This window comes from Blastococcus sp. KM273128, assembly GCF_021698975.1.
GTDB lineage: Bacteria > Actinomycetota > Actinomycetes > Mycobacteriales > Geodermatophilaceae > Blastococcus.
Window position 1 is genome coordinate 1 of sequence record NZ_SSXA01000046.1, and the last position, 18,224, is coordinate 18,224.

The 18,224-nt window shown below is 71.7% G+C and carries 11 protein-coding genes, 1 tRNA gene and 2 pseudogenes; 7 read left to right on the plus strand and 7 right to left on the minus strand.

Translation table 11 applies throughout. The features are described from left to right. The 5 genes and pseudogenes from E9529_RS22980 to E9529_RS13850 all read left to right on the plus strand — a co-directional run. Positions 1-95 (plus strand): annotated as a pseudogene (locus E9529_RS22980) (hypothetical protein); the annotation flags it as partial. A 33-nt stretch (positions 96-128) separates the two neighbouring features. Beyond that, positions 129-4,723 (plus strand): annotated as a pseudogene (gltB, locus tag E9529_RS13835) (glutamate synthase large subunit). Next, the gene (locus E9529_RS13840) at positions 4,716-6,206 is read left to right on the plus strand and encodes a glutamate synthase subunit beta (protein WP_236831739.1); all 1,491 of its coding nucleotides are present in this window, start codon (positions 4,716-4,718) and stop codon (positions 6,204-6,206) included. Before gltB ends, E9529_RS13840 begins: the two are co-directional and overlap by 8 nt. A gap of 112 nt (positions 6,207-6,318) precedes the next feature. Beyond that, positions 6,319-7,734 (plus strand): pyruvate kinase, encoded by a 1,416-nt coding sequence (gene pyk / locus E9529_RS13845; RefSeq protein WP_236831740.1) that lies wholly within the window; start codon positions 6,319-6,321, stop codon positions 7,732-7,734. Then, positions 7,731-8,612, plus strand: coding sequence for an acyl-CoA thioesterase II (locus tag E9529_RS13850; protein WP_236831741.1), 882 nt, complete (start codon positions 7,731-7,733; stop codon positions 8,610-8,612). Before pyk ends, E9529_RS13850 begins: the two co-directional genes overlap by 4 nt. A 16-nt stretch (positions 8,613-8,628) precedes the next feature. On the opposite strand, the gene E9529_RS13855 is transcribed toward E9529_RS13850, so the two are convergent. Both E9529_RS13855 and E9529_RS13860 read right to left on the minus strand, forming a co-directional pair. Beyond that, positions 8,629-10,185, minus strand: coding sequence for an aminotransferase class V-fold PLP-dependent enzyme (locus tag E9529_RS13855; RefSeq protein WP_236831742.1), 1,557 nt, complete (start codon positions 10,183-10,185; stop codon positions 8,629-8,631). A 211-nt stretch (positions 10,186-10,396) separates the two neighbouring features. Beyond that, positions 10,397-10,470 (minus strand) — tRNA-Leu (locus E9529_RS13860). Between the two features lie 74 nt (positions 10,471-10,544). On the opposite strand from E9529_RS13860, the gene E9529_RS13865 reads away from it, so the two are divergent. Both E9529_RS13865 and E9529_RS13870 read left to right on the plus strand, forming a co-directional pair. Then, positions 10,545-11,138, plus strand: a complete 594-nt coding sequence (locus E9529_RS13865; protein WP_236831743.1) for an ANTAR domain-containing response regulator — start codon at positions 10,545-10,547, stop codon at positions 11,136-11,138. 235 nt (positions 11,139-11,373) lie between these two features. Further along, positions 11,374-12,717 (plus strand): ABC transporter substrate-binding protein, encoded by a 1,344-nt coding sequence (locus E9529_RS13870; protein ID WP_236831744.1) that lies wholly within the window; start codon positions 11,374-11,376, stop codon positions 12,715-12,717. A 673-nt stretch (positions 12,718-13,390) separates the two neighbouring features. Here the strand turns inward: E9529_RS13870 and E9529_RS13875 are convergent. From E9529_RS13875 to E9529_RS13895, 5 genes are all read right to left on the minus strand, one after another. Continuing rightward, positions 13,391-14,296, minus strand: a complete 906-nt coding sequence (locus E9529_RS13875; RefSeq protein WP_236831745.1) for an ABC transporter ATP-binding protein — start codon at positions 14,294-14,296, stop codon at positions 13,391-13,393. Beyond that, positions 14,293-15,285, minus strand: coding sequence for an ABC transporter ATP-binding protein (locus tag E9529_RS13880; RefSeq protein ID WP_236831746.1), 993 nt, complete (start codon positions 15,283-15,285; stop codon positions 14,293-14,295). Before E9529_RS13880 ends, E9529_RS13875 begins: the two co-directional genes overlap by 4 nt. Beyond that, positions 15,275-16,273 (minus strand): branched-chain amino acid ABC transporter permease, encoded by a 999-nt coding sequence (locus E9529_RS13885; protein WP_236831747.1) that lies wholly within the window; start codon positions 16,271-16,273, stop codon positions 15,275-15,277. The genes E9529_RS13880 and E9529_RS13885 overlap by 11 nt, the downstream gene beginning before the upstream one ends. Before the next feature lie 3 nt (positions 16,274-16,276). After that, the gene (locus tag E9529_RS13890; protein WP_236831748.1) at positions 16,277-17,632 is read right to left on the minus strand and encodes a branched-chain amino acid ABC transporter permease; all 1,356 of its coding nucleotides are present in this window, start codon (positions 17,630-17,632) and stop codon (positions 16,277-16,279) included. Positions 17,633-17,785: 153 nt separating this feature from the next. After that, positions 17,786-18,217 (minus strand): PaaI family thioesterase, encoded by a 432-nt coding sequence (locus E9529_RS13895; protein ID WP_236831749.1) that lies wholly within the window; start codon positions 18,215-18,217, stop codon positions 17,786-17,788. Positions 18,218-18,224 lie beyond the last annotated feature (7 nt).

The following is an 18,224-nucleotide window of genomic DNA, read 5'->3' on the forward strand; positions in this document are numbered from 1 at the left end:
TCCCGAGCTGGCCGCTGGCGCACCCGTTCCGCTTCATCGCGCACAACGGCGAGATCAACACCATCAAGGGCAACCGCAACCGCATGCGCGCCCGCGAGGGACGACGGTGCGCCGACGACGGGAGTGACATGACCGACCTTCCCGCCCCCGCGGCAGCCACCACCAGCGCCGTGCCGCCGGCCGTGCCCTCCCCGGCCGTGCCCTTCTCCGCGCTCCCCGCAGCCTCGGGCCTCTACGACCCGGCCAACGACAAGGACGCCTGCGGTGTCGCCTTCGTGGCCGACGCCCGCGGTCGCAGGAGCCGTCGGATCGTGCAGGCCGGGCTGACCGCGCTGCACAACCTCGACCACCGCGGCGCCGCCGGGTCCGAGCCGAACTCCGGTGACGGCGCCGGCATCCTCACCCAGGTGCCGGACGCGCTGCTGCGCGCCGAGGTCGGCTTCGACCTCCCGCCGCTGGGCGAGTACTCGGTCGGTGTCGCCTTCCTGCCGACCGACGACGCCGAGCGCGCCGCCCGCTACGAGGACGTCGCCCGCCTCGCCGAGGAGGAGGGGCTGACCGTCCTGGGCTGGCGCGACGTCCCGGTCGACCCCGACGGCGCCGACCTCGGCCCGACGGCGCGCGCGGTCATGCCGCACTTCGCCCAGCTGTTCGTCGCCGAGACGATGGGCGCCCGCGCCGACGAGCGCGCCTTCGGCGGCAACGTCGTCTGCAACGGCGTCACCCGCCTGGAGCGCCGATCCTTCGTGCTGCGCAAGCGGGCCGAGCGGGCCGCGGTCGACGCGGGCAGCTCGCTGTACATCGCCTCGCTGTCGTCGCGCACGATCACCTACAAGGGCATGCTGACCACCGACCAGCTGCCGCTGTTCTTCCCCGACCTGCGCGACGAGCGCTACGAGTCGGCGATCGCGCTGGTACACAGCCGGTTCTCGACCAACACCTTCCCGAGCTGGCCGCTGGCGCACCCGTTCCGCTTCATCGCGCACAACGGCGAGATCAACACCATCAAGGGCAACCGCAACCGCATGCGCGCCCGCGAGGCAGCGACTCGGCCACCTTCGACGAGGTGCTCGAGCTGCTGCACCTGTCGGGCCGCTCGCTGCCGCACGCGGTGCTGATGATGATCCCCGAGGCGTGGGAGAACCACGACGAGATGGACCCGGCCCGCCGGGCCTTCTACCGGTTCCACTCCTCGATCATGGAGCCCTGGGACGGGCCGGCCGCCGTCTGCTTCACCGACGGCACGCTGATCGGCGCGGTCCTCGACCGCAACGGCCTGCGCCCGGGCCGCTGGTGGCACACCAAGGACGACCTGGTGGTCATGGCCAGCGAGGTCGGCGTGCTCGACATCCCGGCGGCCGACGTCGTCGCCAAGGGGCGGCTCCAGCCGGGCCGCATGTTCCTCGTCGACACCGCGTCGGGGCGGATCGTCTCCGACGAGGAGGTCAAGGGCGCGCTGGCCGCCGAGCACCCGTACGAGGACTGGCTGCACGCCGGTCTCGTGCACCTGCCGCAGCTGCCCGAGCGCCGCCGCTCGCGGCCCAGCCACGAGTCGGTCGTCCGCCGGCAGATGCTCTTCGGCTACACCGAGGAGGACCTGCGGATGCTGGTCACGCCGATGGCGGCCAGCGGCGCCGAGCCGATCGGCTCGATGGGCACCGACACCCCGATCGCGGCGCTGTCGGACCGCTCGCGGCTGCTCTACGACTACTTCGGGCAGCTGTTCGCGCAGGTGACCAACCCGCCGCTGGACGCCATCCGCGAGGAGCTGGTGACCAGCCTGGGTCGCACCTTCGGGCCCGAGCAGAACCTGCTCACCGCCACCCCGGCGTCCTGCCGCCAGGTGCACCTGCCTTTCCCGGTCATCGACAACGACGAGCTGGCCAAGATCCTGCACATCGACGACGACGGCGACCTGCCCGGCTACGCCGCCGTCCGGATCACCGGCCACTTCGACGTCAACGGCGGCGGCACCGCCCTGGCCGAGGCCGTGGAGCAGCTGCGCACCAAGGTGTCCAAGGCGATCTCGGCCGGCGCCCGCATCATCGTGCTGTCCGACCGCGACTGCGACGAGCAGCGCGCCCCCATCCCGTCGCTGCTGATGACCGCCGCGGTGCACCACCACCTGGTGCGGGAGAAGACCCGCATGGAGGTCGGGCTCGTCGTCGAGTCCGGCGACTGCCGCGAGGTGCACCACGTCGCGCTGCTGCTCGGCTACGGCGCGGCCGCGGTCAACCCCTACCTGGCCTTCGAGTCGATCGAGGACCTCATCCGCGACGGCGTCCTCACCGGCGTCGAGCCCGCCCAGGCGGTGCGCAACGTGGTGAAGGCGCTGGGCAAGGGCGTCCTCAAGGTCATGAGCAAGATGGGCATCTCGACCGTCGGCTCCTACACGATGGCGCAGATCTTCGAGGCCGTCGGGCTGTCCCGCGAGGTCGTCGACGAGTACTTCACCGGCACCTCCGCGCCCCTGAGCGGCGTCGGCATCGACGTCCTGGCCGAGGAGGTGGCCATGCGCCACCGCCGGGCCTACCCGGCCAACCCCACCGAGCGGGCGCACCGCCGGCTGGAGACCGGCGGGGAGTACCAGTGGCGCCGCGAGGGCGAGGTGCACCTGTTCAACCCCGAGACGGTGTTCCTGCTCCAGCACGCCACGCGGTCGCGGCAGTACGAGGTCTTCGAGAAGTACACGGAGTCGGTCGACAAGCTGTCGGAGGAGGCCGCCACCCTGCGCGGCCTGTTCACCCTGCGGACCGGGGTGCGCCCGCCCGTGCCGCTCGACGAGGTCGAGCCCGCGAGCGAGATCGTGAAGCGCTTCAACACCGGCGCGATGAGCTACGGCTCGATCTCGCAGGAGGCGCACGAGACCCTCGCCATCGCGATGAACCGCCTCGGCGGCCGCTCCAACACCGGCGAGGGCGGTGAGGACCCCGACCGCTTCACCCCCGACCCGAACGGCGACCTGCGCCGCTCGGCGATCAAGCAGGTGGCCTCAGGCCGGTTCGGCGTCACCAGCGAGTACCTGGTCAACGCCGACGACATCCAGATCAAGATGGCGCAGGGGGCCAAGCCCGGCGAGGGCGGCCAGCTGCCCGGCGGCAAGGTCTACCCGTGGGTGGCGCGCACCCGGCACTCGACGCCGGGCGTGGGGCTGATCAGCCCGCCGCCGCACCACGACATCTACTCGATCGAGGACCTCAAGCAGCTCATCCACGACCTCAAGAACGCCAACGACCAGGCGCGGGTGCACGTCAAGCTGGTCGCCGAGGTCGGTGTCGGTACGGTCGCGGCGGGCGTGAGCAAGGCGCACGCCGACGTCGTCCTGATCTCGGGCATGGACGGCGGCACCGGCGCGGCGCCGCTGACCTCGCTGAAGCATGCGGGTTCGCCGTGGGAGCTGGGGCTGGCCGAGACCCAGCAGACGCTGCTGGCCAACGGGCTGCGCGACCGCATCGTGGTGCAGGTCGACGGGCAGATGAAGACCGGCCGGGACGTCATCGTCGCGGCGCTGCTCGGCGCCGAGGAGTTCGGTTTCGCGACCGCGCCCCTGGTGGTCTCCGGCTGCGTGATGATGCGGGTCTGCCACCTGGACACCTGCCCGGTCGGCGTGGCCACGCAGAACCCGGAGCTGCGCAAGCGGTTCACCGGGCGGCCGGAGTTCGTCGTCACCTTCTTCGAGTTCCTCGCCGAGCAGGTGCGGCACTACCTGGCCGAGCTGGGTTTCCGCTCGATCGACGAGGCCGTCGGCCACGCCGAGCTGCTGGACACCCGCGAGGCCGTGAACCACTGGAAGGCGCAGGGTCTGGACCTCTCGCCGGTGCTGGTCGTCCCCGAGCTGCCCGAGGGCACGCCGCGGCGGGCGGTGCGCGGCCAGGACCACGGCCTGGACGTCGCGCTGGACCAGACGCTCATCCAGCTGTGCGAGGGCGCGCTGCTCGACGCGCGGCCGGTGAGCCTCGAGCTGCCGGTCCGCAACGTCAACCGGACCGTCGGCACGATGCTCGGGGCGATGGTCACCCGCCGCTTCGGCGGGGAGGGGCTGCCCGACGGCACCATCGACCTGACCTTCGGGGGGTCGGCCGGCCAGTCCTTCGGCGCCTTCGTGCCGCGCGGCATCACCATGCGGCTCTTCGGTGACGCCAACGATTACGTCGGCAAGGGCCTGTCGGGCGGGCGCATCGTCGTCCGCCCGTCCCGGGAGGCGCCGTTCCTCGCCGAGGACAACGTCATCGCCGGCAACGTCATCGGCTACGGCGCGACCGGCGGGGAGATCTTCCTGCGCGGCCGCGTCGGCGAGCGGTTCTGCGTGCGCAACTCCGGCGCGCTGGCCGTCGTCGAGGGCGTCGGCGACCACGCGCTGGAGTACATGACCGGCGGGCGGGCCGTCATCCTCGGGCCGACCGGCCGCAACATCGCGGCCGGCATGTCCGGTGGGGTCGGCTTCGTGCTCGACCTCGCCCGGCACCGGGTGAACCCCGAGATGGTCGACGTCGACCCGCTGGACGTCGAGTCCGCGCAGTGGCTGCGCGACGTGCTCGTGCGCTACGCCGCGGACACGGAGTCCACCGTGGCCGCCGCGCTGCTGGCCGACTGGGGCCGCTGGTCGGAGCGGTTCAGCGTGATCATGCCGCGCGACTACCGGCGGGCCCTGGAGGCCCGGCGGGCCGCCGAGGCCGCCGGCACCGACGTCGATCGAGCAGTGATGGAGGCAGCTCGTGGCTGACCAGACCGGTTTCCTGAAGTACGAGCGCGCGCTGCCGCCGCGCCGGCCCGTGGAGGTCCGCCTCCTGGACTGGAAGGACGTCTACAGCCGGCGGGAGAACGGCGAGGACCCGCTCTTCCCGACCGCGGCGGTGCGCACCCAGGCCGCCCGGTGCATGGACTGCGGCATCCCGTTCTGCCACCACGCCTGCCCGGTGGCGAACCTGATCCCGGAGTGGAACGACCTCGCCCGGCGGGACGACTGGCAGGACGCCATCGAGCGGCTGCACGCGACGAACAACTTCCCGGAGTTCACCGGGAAGCTCTGCCCGGCGCCGTGCGAGGGCTCCTGCGTGCTGAACCTGCAGGAGTCGCCGGTCACGATCAAGCAGATCGAGTGGGAGATCATCGACCGCGCCTGGGACGAGGGCTGGGTGCAGCCGCAGAGCCCCGCCGAGCGCTCGGGCAAGAAGGTCGCCGTCGTCGGGTCCGGCCCCGCCGGGCTCGCGGCCGCCCAGCAGCTCACCCGCGCCGGGCACGAGGTGACCGTCTTCGAGCGGGCCGACCGCATCGGCGGCCTGCTCCGCTACGGCATCCCCGAGTTCAAGATGGAGAAGTCCGTCCTGGACCGCCGGCTGGACCAGATGCGCGCCGAGGGCACGCGGTTCGTCACCGGTGTGGAGGTCGGCAGCGGCCGGGACGGCGACCCGACCGTCGAGCAGCTGCGCGCCGACCACGACGCCGTGGTGCTCGCCATGGGCGCCACCGTCGGCCGCGACCTGCCCGCCCCCGGTCGGGAGCTGGCCGGCATCCACCTGGCCATGGAGTACCTGCCCCTGGGCAACCGGCAGGCCCTCGGCGAGCTGGACGATCCGCCGATCGACGCACGCGGCAAGCACGTGGTGATCATCGGCGGCGGTGACACCGGTGCCGACTGCCTGGGCACCTCCCACCGGCAGGGCGCCGCCTCGGTGACCCAGCTGGAGATCATGCCGGCGCCCCCGGACCGGCGGGACGAGGCCAGCAACCCCTGGCCCACCTACCCGATGATCATGCGCGTCTCGAGCGCGCACGAGGAGGGCGGCGAGCGGCTCTACTCGGTCAACACCGAGAGGTTCCTCGGCGACGGCGCCGGCAACGTGCGCGCCCTGCTGCTGCACGAGGTCGAGCGGGTCGAGGGCCGCTTCCAGAAGATCGAGGGCACCGAGCGGGAGCTCCCCGCCGACCTCGTCTTCCTGGCCATGGGCTTCACCGGTGCCCAGCGCGAGGGCCTGGTGGACGGCCTGGGCGTCGAGGTCGACGGGCGCGGCAACGTGGTCCGCGACGGCGACTTCATGTCCACCGTCCCCGGGGTCTTCGTCGCCGGCGACGTGGGCCGTGGCCAGTCGCTGATCGTGTGGGCCATCGCCGAGGGCCGGGCCGCCGCCGCCGGCGTCGACACCTGGCTGACGGGGGAGTCCATGCTGCCCCGGCCGGTGACCCCCACGGCGGTCGCCCTGCGATGACATTGCGGTGACAATCGCGCTTCTCCGGACCGCGTGACCGAATGGGGCGGGACCTGCCGACACGCGGGTCCCGCCCCGTCACGTAGTTCGTCGTGGCACTAGCGTTATCACCATGCCCCGCCGCGCGAAGATCGTCTGCACCCTCGGTCCGGCCACCAGTTCCGCCGAGCAGGTCACCGCCCTCGTCGAGTCGGGCATGGACGTCGCCCGGCTCAACTTCAGCCATGGTTCCCACGAGGACCACGCCGCCGCCTACCACCTGGTGCGCAAGGCCTCCGACAGCACCGGGCGCGCCGTCGCCATCCTCGCCGACCTGCAGGGCCCCAAGATCCGGCTCGGCACCTTCGCCGACGGGCCGGTCACCTGGGCCACCGGCAGCCAGGTCTGCATCACCGTCGAGGACGTCGAGGGCACCGCCGAGCGGGTCTCGACCACCTACAAGGACCTGGCCAACGACGTCCGCGTCGGCGACCGGCTCCTGGTCGACGACGGCAACCTCTCCCTGAGCGTCGTCCGGGTGGACGGGCCGGACGTCTTCTGCCTGGTGGTCGAGGGCGGCAAGGTGTCGAACAACAAGGGGCTCTCGCTGCCCGGCGTCGCGGTGAGCGTGCCGGCGCTGTCGGAGAAGGACGAGCGGGACCTGCGCTTCGCCCTGCACCTGGGCGTGGACCTCATCGCGCTGTCCTTCGTGCGCTCGCCCGCCGACGTCTCCCTGGTCCGCGACATCATGCGCCAGGAGGACATCCACGTCCCGGTGATCGCCAAGCTGGAGAAGCCCGAGGCGGTGCGCAACCTCGACGCGATCGTCGAGGCCTTCGACGGGATCATGGTCGCCCGCGGCGACCTCGGCGTGGAGCTGGCCCTGGAGCAGGTGCCGCTGGTGCAGAAGCGCGCCGTCCAGGCCGCGCGCGAGCGGAACAAGCCGGTCATCGTGGCCACCCAGATGCTCGAGTCGATGATCGGCAACTCGCGGCCCACCCGCGCGGAGGCCTCCGACGTCGCCAACGCCGTCCTCGACGGCGCCGACGCGGTCATGCTCTCGGGGGAGACCTCGGTCGGGCAGTACCCGATCGGCGCGGTGCGGACGATGGACCGCATCATCAGCGCCGTCGAGAGCGACCACCTGTGGGTGCCCGAGGTGGCCCGCCGGTCCCGCTCCCGGTCCGGCGCGATCGTGCGCGCGGCCCGGGACATCGGCGAGTCGCTCGACGTCAAGGCGCTCGCCACGTTCACGCAGACCGGTGAGACCGCGCGCCGGCTGGCCGCCCTGCACCCCCGGCAGCCGCTGCTTGCCTTCACCGTGGACGCCCGCGTCCGCAGCCTGCTCGCGCTCTCCTGGGGTGTGGAGACCTTCCTGGTGCCCGCGGTCGAGCACACCGACGACATGGTCGCGCAGGTGGACTTCTCGCTGCTGTCGATCGGCCGCCTGGAGGTGGGCGACCGCGTCGTCGTCGTCGCCGGCAGCCCGCCGAACACCGTCGGCTCCACCAACCTCATCCGGGTGCACGAGGTGGGTACCGACTCGTGAAGGAGGTGACCGCCGGCAGCCAGGCGGCCGCCCTCATGACGGTGCTGGACCTCGAGCAGGCCGACACCGACGTCTACGTCGGCCGGACGCCGCGCAGCCCGCTGCAGCGCATCTTCGGCGGGCAGGTGGCCGGGCAGGCGCTGATGGCGGCCACCCGCACGCTGCCGGAGGACCGGTCGGTGCACTCGCTGCACTCCTACTTCCTGCGGCCCGGTGACCCGCACGAGGAGATCCGCTACGCGGTGGACCGGATCCGCGACGGGCGCAGCTTCACCACCCGCCGGGTGGTCGCCTGGCAGCGGCGCAACGGCGCAGACGTCGCGATCTTCTCGCTGACCGCGGACGCGTCGGCGCCGCAGCCGGTGGTGGCCGAGCACACCCGGCCGATGCCCGAGGTGCCGGCGGCCGAGACGCTGCCCACGCTCGCCGAGCTGGTGGCGCCCTACGGCGAGCACGCCTCGACGGCGCTGGCGATCAGCCAGGCCGTCGAGCAGCGCCTCATGGAGGACCCGTTCTCCCGCGCGCCGAAGGTGCCGCCGCACACGAAGACCCATGCGTGGATGCGCGTGGCCGGCCGCTTGCCCGAGCAGCCCGCCGTCCACGCCGCGGCGCTGACCTTCGTCAGCGACCTGACGCTGCTGTCGGCGGGGCTGGCCCGCCTCGGTGGTGGCTGGGGCGGCCGGTACGTGGGCGCGAGCCTCGACCACGCGGTGTGGTTCCACCAGCCGGTCCAGGCCGACGAGTGGTTCCTCTACGAGACCGACAGCCCGGCCGCGACCGGCGGCCGGGCGCTCTGCTACGGCGACATCTGGTCGGCCGACGGCCGGCACGTCGCCTCGGTGGTGCAGCAGGGCCTCATCCGCTCCCTGGAGCGCTGAGGCCCCGCCCCGCCGGTCAGGCGGGGCTGTCGGCCTCCTCCGGCTCCGGCTGCGACTCCGGCTCCCGCTGGGCCGCCTGCTCCCGCTCGGCGGTGCGGGCCGCCGCCTGCTCGGCGAAGTCGGCGGCCAGCCAGTCGTGCCCCTCGACGAGGAGCGCCCACACCCGCTCGACGTGGGCGCGTGTGGTCGCCGGTGCGCCGATCGCCACGCGCAGCACGGCCTGCCCGCGGACGGTCGTGTGGGTCAGGAACACCTCGCCGCCGTCGTTGAGCCGGTCGAGCAGGGTCATCGTCGCGACGTCGGCGTCCACCCCCTCGGGCCAGCGCGGCTTGAGGCACACCAGCGAGAGCGGGTGCGGGGCGACGACGTCGAAGCGCTCGTCCGCGGCGGCCCACCCGGCGAGCTCCTGGGCCAGGGCGACGTGGCCGCGGACGTGCGCCCGCAGCCCCTCGGCGCCGTACCACCGGAGGACGAACCAGAGCTTGAGGGCGCGGAAGCGCCGGCCGAGCTCGATCTGCCAGTCGCGGTAGTCGACGACGGCGCCGGCGTCGGTGGCGGCGTTGCGCAGGTAGTCGGGGAGGATCGCCAGCGCGCCGGTGAGCGCCGCCCGGTCGGCGACCCAGAACAGCGTGGCGTCGAAGCCGGTGAGCAGCCACTTGTGCGCGTCGGTGGTGTAGCTGTCGGCCCAGTCGACGCCGTCCTGCAGCGCCCGGAGCTCGGGGGCGACCGCGCTCACCCCGGCGTAGGCGGCGTCGACGTGCAGCCAGACCCCGTACTTCTGGCAGACGGGGCCGATCGCGGCGAGCGGGTCCACCGCCGTGGTGGAGGTGCTGCCGACCGTGGCGCACACCAGCACCGGCCGGTAGCCGCGGGCGACGTCCCGCTCGAGCCGGGCGGCGAGCGCGCCGGGGTTCATGGCGAGGTCGCCGTCGACCTCGACGATGCGGACGGCGTCGGTGCCCAGCCCGGCGATGCGGACGGCCTTCTCCATGGAGGAGTGGGTCTCGCTCGAGACGTACACGGTGGCGCGCTCGGGCTGCACGCCCTGGCGCACGGTGGCCCCGCCGCTGGCCCGGTGCAGCGCGGCCAGCAGCGCGACCAGGTTGGCCCCGGAGCTGGAGTCCTGGACGACGCCGCCCCCGGTGCCGGACGAGCGGAACGACCCCGGGAGGCCGAGGAGCTCGGCGAACCAGTCCAGGACGTGCTGCTCGAGCTCGGTGGCCGCCGGGCTGGTCACCCAGGACATGCCCTGCACGCCGAGGCCCGCGGAGACGAGGTCGCCCAGCACCGAGGGGCCCGAGGTGTTGGCGGGGAAGTAGCCGAAGAACCCGGGGTGCTGCCAGTGCGTGATGCCGGGCAGCACGACCCGGTCGAGGTCGGCGAGCACGCCGGCGAAGGGCTCGCCCTGCTCGGGCGCCCGCTCCGGCAGCGCCGCCCGGACGTCGCCCGGGGAGACCTGGGCGCGCACCGGGAAGGAGCCGATGCGGGTCCAGTAGTCGGCGATCCAGTCGACCACCTCGTGGCCGTGCTGCCGGAACTGCTCGGGCGTCATGTGCGGCGCAGGCTCGGTCACCAGTCGAGACTATTCGGCATGCCGAGCGGGGCCCGGAGGGTCCCCGCGGCATGTCGAGGGGTGACCCGAAGACGCCGGGACGCGAGCCACCCTGCAGCGCGGTCGTGCCGAGTGGGCCCGGAGGGTCCGCGCAGGCACGACGAAGGGGCTCCACGGCGGCCGGGCACGGCACCTGGCCGCGGTGTCGTCCGGAGGACGACGATGAGCACAGTGCCCCCGGTGCGACTCGAACGCACACTGCGCGGGTTTTGAATCCGCTCCCTCTGCCGATTGGGGTACGGGGGCGTGCCGGGTGCGACCGGCCCCGAGAAGAGTAGCGGGGCGGTGCGGGGCGGCCGACGTCGATAGGCTGCCGTCCTGTGAGCAGCGAGCCGATCCGGGTTCTGATCGCCGAGGACGAGGCGCTGATCCGCCTCGACCTCAAGGAGATGCTCGAGGAGGAGGGGTACCGCGTCGTCGCCGAGGTCGGTGACGGCCAGCAGGCCGTGGAACACGCCGAGGAGCTGCGCCCCGACCTGGTCATCCTGGACATCCAGATGCCGGTGCTGGACGGCCTGTCGGCCGCGCAGCGGATCGCCTCGGCGCGGATCGCGCCGGTCATCGTGCTCACCGCCTTCAGCCAGCGCGAGCTGGTCGAGCGCGCCCGCGACGCCGGCGCGATGGCCTATCTCGTGAAGCCGTTCTCGAAGAACGACCTCGTGCCGGCGATCGAGGTGGCCCGGGGCCGGTTCGCCGAGATGACGGCGCTGGACGGGGAGGTCCGGACCCTGGAGGAGCGGCTGGAGACCCGCAAGGTCGTCGAGCAGGCCAAGGGCCGGCTGATGGCCGACCAGGGCATGACCGAGGCCGAGGCCTTCCGGTGGATCCAGCGGACGGCGATGAACCAGCGGACGAGCATGAAGGCGCTGGCGGAGTCGATCCTGGCGGCGACGACGGCGGAGGGCACCGCCTGATACCGGTCGGCGCGGTCGGCTGAGCCTGCCGTGCTTATCCGTAATCGGATGGTCACCCGGTGTCCCTCCTGGTCCCCGGTGCGGTGGGCGAGATCACGACCTCATCACGGTCGCCCCGCATGGGGGTGCAACCTCCACTCCGGAAGCTAGGTTCTGCGCACCGATCGGCGCCCGGTCGGTGGTCGTCGCGTACGCGCCGACGCCCGGGCGCACTGATGACACTGGGAGTTGCTTGATGCGCACTGGCACTACTGCCCGCAGCATCGCCGTCACCGGTGCTGCCCTGCTGGCGTTGACCGCCTGCGGTGGCGGCGACGAGGGCGGCACGTCGGCCGAGGGCGGCGGCGGCGACGGCGGCGGCGAGAAGCAGGTCAACGTCTACGGCACCGACGGCAACATGGGCAACGCGCTCGGCGAGTCGTTCTCGGAGCAGGGTGCTCTCGCCGGCATGCGGGGCACCACGCCGCTCACCGAGCTCGGCACGGAGTTCACCGACCGGCTTCTGGAGATCAACCCCGACCTCCAGGACTTCAACTACGCCGGCGAGACCTACGACGCGATCATGATCTCCGCGATCGCCTCGCAGCTGGCCGGCAGCACCGACCCGGCCGTCTTCGCCCCCTACATCAACGGGGTCACCTTCGGAGGCGAGGCCTGCGACACGTTCGCCGCGTGCAAGGAGATCGTCGACGGCGGGGGCAACCCCGACTACGAGGGCGTCTCCGGCCCGCTGGCCTTCGCCGCGCCCGGTGAGCCCTCCGTGGCCAGCTTCGGCATCCTGCAGTTCGGCGAGGACAACGCGATCGCCGCCGACCAGACCGAGTACGTGCTCGCCGGTGACGAGGCCAACGCCGCGTCCGACGAAGGTCCGGCCCCGGCGGCGCCGGGCACCACCACGACCGACCCGCTGATCATCGGCACCCTGCTGCCGCAGACCGGCGACCTCGCCTTCCTCGGCCCCCCGGAGATCGCCGGCGCCGACCTGGCCGTCCAGGAGATCAACGAGACCGGCGGTGTCCTCGGGCAGCCGGTGCAGCTGATCCAGCGCGACTCCGGTGACACCTCCACCGACATCGCGACCCAGTCGGTCGACGCGCTGCTCCAGCAGAACGTGGACGTGATCGTCGGCGCGGCCTCGTCGGCCGTGACGCGTACGGTCATCGACGCCATCACCGGCGCCGGCGTCGTCCAGATCTCGCCGGCCAACACCTCCGACGAGTTCACCACGTACGACGAGGGCGGCCTGTACTTCCGCACCGCCCCGCCGGACACGCTGCAGGCCCGCGCCCTCGCGGACCTAATCATCGAGGACGGTGCGAACACCGTCGGCATCCTGGCCCGGAACGACTCGTACGGGACCGGCCTCGCGGAGAACACGGTGGAGAACCTGGTCAGCAGCGGGCTCGCGGAGGACAGCATCGAGCTGGTCATCTACGACCCCACCGCGGCCAACTTCGACGCCGAGATCCAGGACATGGTCGAGCTCAACCCCGACGCGATCGTGGTGATCGGTTTCGACGAGTCCGCCCGGATCATCGAGGGTCTCAACGCCCAGGGCATCGGCCCGGCGCGCGGCTGACCCGCACGCGAAACACAGCGGCCCGGCCCCCGTGGGACCGGGCCGCTGTGTTGTGTCCGTGAACTCACAGTGAGTTAGCGGCGGGGTGTACGTAACGGTCTAACTGCGCTAAGTTGCGAGTGTTGTGATCCACATCACCCATGGAGGACCAGTGCTTCGGAGAATCGCTCTCGTGATGATGTTGATGGCGTCTACGGTCGTCGTCGGACTTGGTGGCGTCGCCCAGGCGGCGCCAGGCGGATGCACGACTGGGAGTGCCTACGCCGACCGCTTGTACGGCGGATACAGCTCATGCGCCTTCGGAACTGGACAGCACCGAATCCAGATCGCTTGCTCGTCCTACACGGGAGGGCACTATTACAAGTTCGGCGTTTACCAGAATGTCGGCGCACGGAGCTACGTCTTCTGCAACCACCCCAGCGAGCGAGTGCTCGCGCGGTACCTCGACACTCGCTGAGGGCGGTCTAGCGTCATGCACAGCGGGCTGACTTTCAGTCTCGGAGTCAGCCCGCTGCCGCTGGCAGGTGCCCCTTGAAGTTGTGAGGCGTTCCCACGTGGCACGAAACGAAAGCTCTGCGATATGCGAGCCACCGTCACGGCCATGGCGCGCCCGCACCACGACGGCGCCGGCACCCCACGTGGGGTGCCGGCGCCGTCGTGGTGCGGCCCGGGCTCAGTGCGCCTTGGCCAGGGTCCCCAGGTAGAGCTCAATGACCTTCGGGTCGTGCATGAGCGACTCGCCCGACGCGGTGTAGGCGTTGCGGCCCTGGTCGAGGACGTAGCCGCGGTCGCAGATCTGCAGGCAGCGCCGGGCGTTCTGCTCGACCATGATGATCGAGACGCCGGTGGCGTTGATCCGCCGGCAGCGGATGAAGACCTCGTCCTGGTAGGCGGGGGAGAGGCCGGCCGAGGGCTCGTCGAGCAGCAGCACCGACGGCTCCATCATGAGCGCACGGCCCATGGCGACCATCTGCCGCTCACCACCCGACAGGGACCCGGCCTTGATCCGGCGCCGCTCACCGAGCATGGGGAACAGCTCGGTCACGTAGTCGAAGCGCTCGCGGAACACCTTGGGCCGCAGGTAGGCGCCCATCTGCATGTTCTCCTCGATGGTGAGCGAGGGAAACACGTTGTTGTTCTGCGGCACGTAACCCACGCCGAGGGACACCAGCCGGTGCGCGGGAGCGGAGGTGATGTCCTCCCCGCGAAGGGTGACCGTGCCCGAGCGCACTGGGATGAGCCCGAAGAGGGTCTTGAGCAGCGTCGACTTGCCGGCCCCGTTCGGGCCGATGATGCCGACGAGCTCGCCCTCCTGCAGGTAGAAGTCGCAGCCGTTGAGGATGTTCACCCCGGGCACGTAACCGGCGATGAGCTCGTCGGCCCGCACCAGCGCCCCCTCGGCCAGCCGGGCGTGCTCGGGCCGGGTGGCGGCGAGCTCGGCGGGGGAGAGACCGGCGGTCGCGCCACTCGTGCCGGCGTCCACCGGGGCGCCCGGGCCCTGGTCGACCGGCCGGTCGAACTCGTACTCGGGGCTCGTGCTCGTGCGGGGGTCCCCACCCGTGCCCGGGTCGATTGTCATCGGTCGCCGCCCTTCCGGTGTGTGGCGTCAGAGCTGAGCGATTCGCCGCCCCCGCGGCCCTGCCGGGAGATCGACGCCTCGGCCTCCGCCAGCTGCGCGTCCTCCTCCTCGATGGTGAGGGGGGCGTCGTGGTGGGCGCCGAGGTAGGCGTCGACCACGGCCTGGTTCTGGCTGATCGACTCCGGCGGGCCCTCTGCGATCACGTTGCCTGCGGCCATCACCACGACCCAGTCGCTGATGTCGCGGACGACGTCCATGTCGTGCTCGACGAAGATCACCGTCATGCCCTGCTCGCGCAGGTCCTTGACGTGGCCGAGCAGGCTCTGCGTCAGGGCCGGGTTCACCCCCGCCATCGGTTCGTCCAGCATGACCACCTTCGGGTCGCTCATCAGCGCCCGGGCCATCTCGAGCAGCTTGCGCTGGCCACCGGAGAGCGTGCCGGCGAAGTCGTCCTTCTTCGCGTCCAGCTTGAAGCGACGCAGCAGTTCCAGCGCCTTCTCCGTGTTCGCCTGCTCCTGCCCCCGCCAGAGCCCCGGGACCAGCGCGGAGAAGAAGCCTTCCCCGCGTTGCCCCTGGGCGCCGAGCAGCATGTTCTGCAGCACGGTGAGCCGGGAGAGCGCCTTGGTGAGCTGGAAGGTGCGCACCACGCCGAGCCGCGCCACCTGGTGCGAGGCCAGCTTGCCCAGCGGGCGCCCGTCGAAGGACCAGGTGCCGCCGTCGGGCTGGTCGAAGCCGGTGAGCAGGTTGAACAGGGTCGTCTTCCCGGCCCCGTTGGGGCCGATCAGGCCGGTGATGCCCCCGCGCTGAATCTCCAGGTGGTCCACCGAGACGGCGGTCAGACCGCCGAAGGTGCGGATTACACCATCGACGACGATCGTCGGGTCGGGCTTGGCGACGCCGACCTCCCAGGGGACGTCGCGCAGCGCCTCGCGGGCCGGGAGCCGGTCCCTGGACGCCGTGGCGCCGGTGCGGATGGGCTCAGCGGGCATCGAGCATCACCTCTCGTCGGTCACCGAAGATGCCCTGCGGCCGGAACACCAGCAGCAGGATCAGCCCGAGACCGATGATGACAAAGCGGATCTGGGCGACGTCGGTCGTCGACAGCAGGCCCTCGGGGATGACGCCGGTCTCGATCAAGCTGCGGAGTCCGGAGTCGGCGAACTGGATGATGAAGTACATCAGCATGGCGCCGACGACGGGGCCGAGGACGCGCGCCGCACCGCCCAGGATGAGCGCGGCGTAGGCCAGGAACGTGTTGGCGTTCTGGTACTGGTCGGGGGTGGCCGAGCCGGTGCCGATGGCGTAGATCATGCCGCCTAGGGCGCCGAAGACACCGCCGAGGACCAGCGCCTGCATCTTGTAGACGTAGACGTTCTTGCCGAGCGCGCGGACCGCGTCCTCGTCCTCTCGGATGGACTTGACGACACGACCCCACGGGCTGCGGACCAGGCTCCACACGAGCAGGCAGCCGAGGGCGACCAGGGTCCAGCCGACGGTGGTGACCCACAGGTCCGCGCCGCTCCAGAAGGTGCCGAGGATGCGGTACCGGCGGCCGGTGTCCCACGGGGCGAGCTCCCGGAACGTGCTGTTGAACCCCGATATGCCGCGCGAGCCGTTGGTGACCGGCGTGGCCGACACCGAGCGGAACAGCAGCCGCAGGCCCTCGGCGCTCGCGATCGTCGCGATCGCGAGGTAGTCCGCCCGCAGCCGCAGCGTCGGCAGGCCGAGCAGCAGCGCCAGCGCGACCGCGGCGGCGATGCCGATCGCGACGCCGACCCAGAAGTTCAGCCCCCACTGGCTGACCGAGACAGCGATGCCGTAGGCGCCGACCATCGCGAACGCGATCTGGCCGAAGTTGAGCAGCCCGGTGTAGCCGAACTGCATGTTGATGCCGAGCGCCAGGAGGGCCAGGAAGACCGCCTGGAAGCCGATCCCCGCCTTGAGGGCGATCGCCAGCGCGTCGATGAACTCACCCATTGCTCAACCCACCCGAACCCGGCTGCCGAGGATGCCCTGCGGGCGGACCATGAGGATCACGATCAGCAGCAGGAGCCCGCCGACGTACTTGACGTCGTTGGGGATGACCAGAGTGGACATCTGCACGAAGACGCCGACGACGATGCTGCCGACGAGCGCGCCGTACGCCGTCCCCAGGCCGCCGAGGGTCACGCCGGCGAACATCAGGAGCAGCAGCCGGAAGCCCATGTCCCACTGGACCTCGTCGGACAGGCCCAGGAGGACGCCGCCCAGCGCCGCCAAGGCGCCACCCATCATCCAGACGACCAGGATCACCCGGTTCACGTCGATGCCGGACGAGGCGGCGAGGTCGCGGTTGTCGGCGACCGCGCGCATCGCCTTGCCGATCGCCGTCCGCTGCAGCATGAGGGCGACCAGCAGGAGCACCACCAACGCGATGATGATCGAGTACAGGTCCTTGTCCGTGAGGTTGAACGGCCCGTAGTCGACGGCGCGCTGGCCGCGGAAGTCGGCGTACGCCTCGGAGCTGCCGCCGAAGAAGATCTGGTAGCCGTAGCGCAGCAGCAGCGACAGGCCGATGGAGATGACCAGCGCGGCCACCAGCCCGGTGCCCCGGCGGCGCAGCGGCCGCCACAGCAGCCGCTCGTTGGCCGCGCCGATGAGGGCGCCGATGACCATCGCCAGCAGGGCGGCCGGGATGAGCGGCACCCCGCCGTCCACGTTGATGAACCAGGCGACGATCGCCCCGATGGTGACCAGCTCGCCGTGCGCGAAGTTGGTCAGGCCGGTGGTGCCGAAGATGAGGGACAGGCCCACCGCGGCCATCGCGATGAGCAACCCGAAGCGCAGCCCGTCGACGAAGAGCTGGACCCAGCGGACGGTCCCGCCGCCCGAGCCGCGGCTGCCGTCGTCCAGGCCGATGATGACGCCCTGGTTGCGCCCCGGGTCGACGGTGACGGTCCGGCTGTTGCCGGCGTTGAACTCGACGCCCTCGGGGAGCGCGTCCTCGGGCACGGTGACTGTGTACTCACCGGGACCGGGCACCTCGATGGTGAAGCGGCCGTTCTCGTCGGTCTCGTCGGTGCCGACCTCGTCGCCGTCCGGCGTGGTGACGACGACCTCGACGCCCTCGATGGGGCCGCTGAGGCTGGTGCGCAGGGTGCCCGAGACGCTCTCGCCCTGGGCGATGGCGGTGCCGGGTATCAGAGTGGCCAGGCCGGCGGTGAACAGCGCGACCAGCAGCAGGCGCAGGACGGTGACGCCCCTGCGGCTGGCTGCACCGGCCGGCGTCGGAGACCCTCGTCGTGCGGGCCTGCTTCGTCGACCGTGCCGGCGGACACGGTCCGTCGGGTGCGTCACTCGACCTCCTCGGCGGATTCGTTGAGGTCGGAACCTAACGTAGTTGTGCGGTCCTGCCGCCAGAGTGCGCCGAGCTGTGACCTTTCCGCGACACCCCGTGTCGAACGCATCACACGTAGTTGCGCAGCACCGGCACCCCGCCGCCCGATCGGGTCAGCCCCCGTCGCGGCCGCTCCGGTTCCGCGCGGCGAGGGTCATGCAGGTCAGCCGCGCGGTGGCAGTGCGCCGCCCCTCGTCGTCGGTGACGTCGATGACGAACGTGGACAGCGTGCGACCGCGGCGCACCGGAGTGCAGACGGCGGTGACCGTGCCGGCGGTCGCGGCGCGCAGGTAGCTCACGTTGAGCTCGATCCCGACGACCTGGTTGTCCGGGCCGGCGCCCACGGCCGCGGCCATCGAGCCGATCGTCTCGGCGAGCGTGCAGGTGGCCCCGCCGTGGAGCAGTCCGAAGGGCTGCTCGTTGCCCGCGACCGGCATCGTGGCCACCAGGCGGTCGGGATTCCAGTCGGTGATCCGCACGCCGAGCTTGTCGTCGAGAGGGCTGCTGATGCCGTCGGGCAGCCAGTCCGGGGGAGGGGTGCTCACGGCACGG

Excerpts from the sequence above, each read along its gene's own strand:
- E9529_RS13870 (WP_236831744.1), top strand. The coding sequence starts at position 11,374 with ATGCGCACTGGCACTACTGCCCGCAGCATCGCCGTCACCGGTGCTGCC.
- E9529_RS13880 (WP_236831746.1), bottom strand. The coding sequence starts at position 15,285 with ATGCCCGCTGAGCCCATCCGCACCGGCGCCACGGCGTCCAGGGACCGG.
- pyk (WP_236831740.1), top strand. The coding sequence starts at position 6,319 with ATGCCCCGCCGCGCGAAGATCGTCTGCACCCTCGGTCCGGCCACCAGT.
- E9529_RS13875 (WP_236831745.1), bottom strand. The coding sequence starts at position 14,296 with ATGACAATCGACCCGGGCACGGGTGGGGACCCCCGCACGAGCACGAGC.
- E9529_RS13885 (WP_236831747.1), bottom strand. The coding sequence starts at position 16,273 with ATGGGTGAGTTCATCGACGCGCTGGCGATCGCCCTCAAGGCGGGGATC.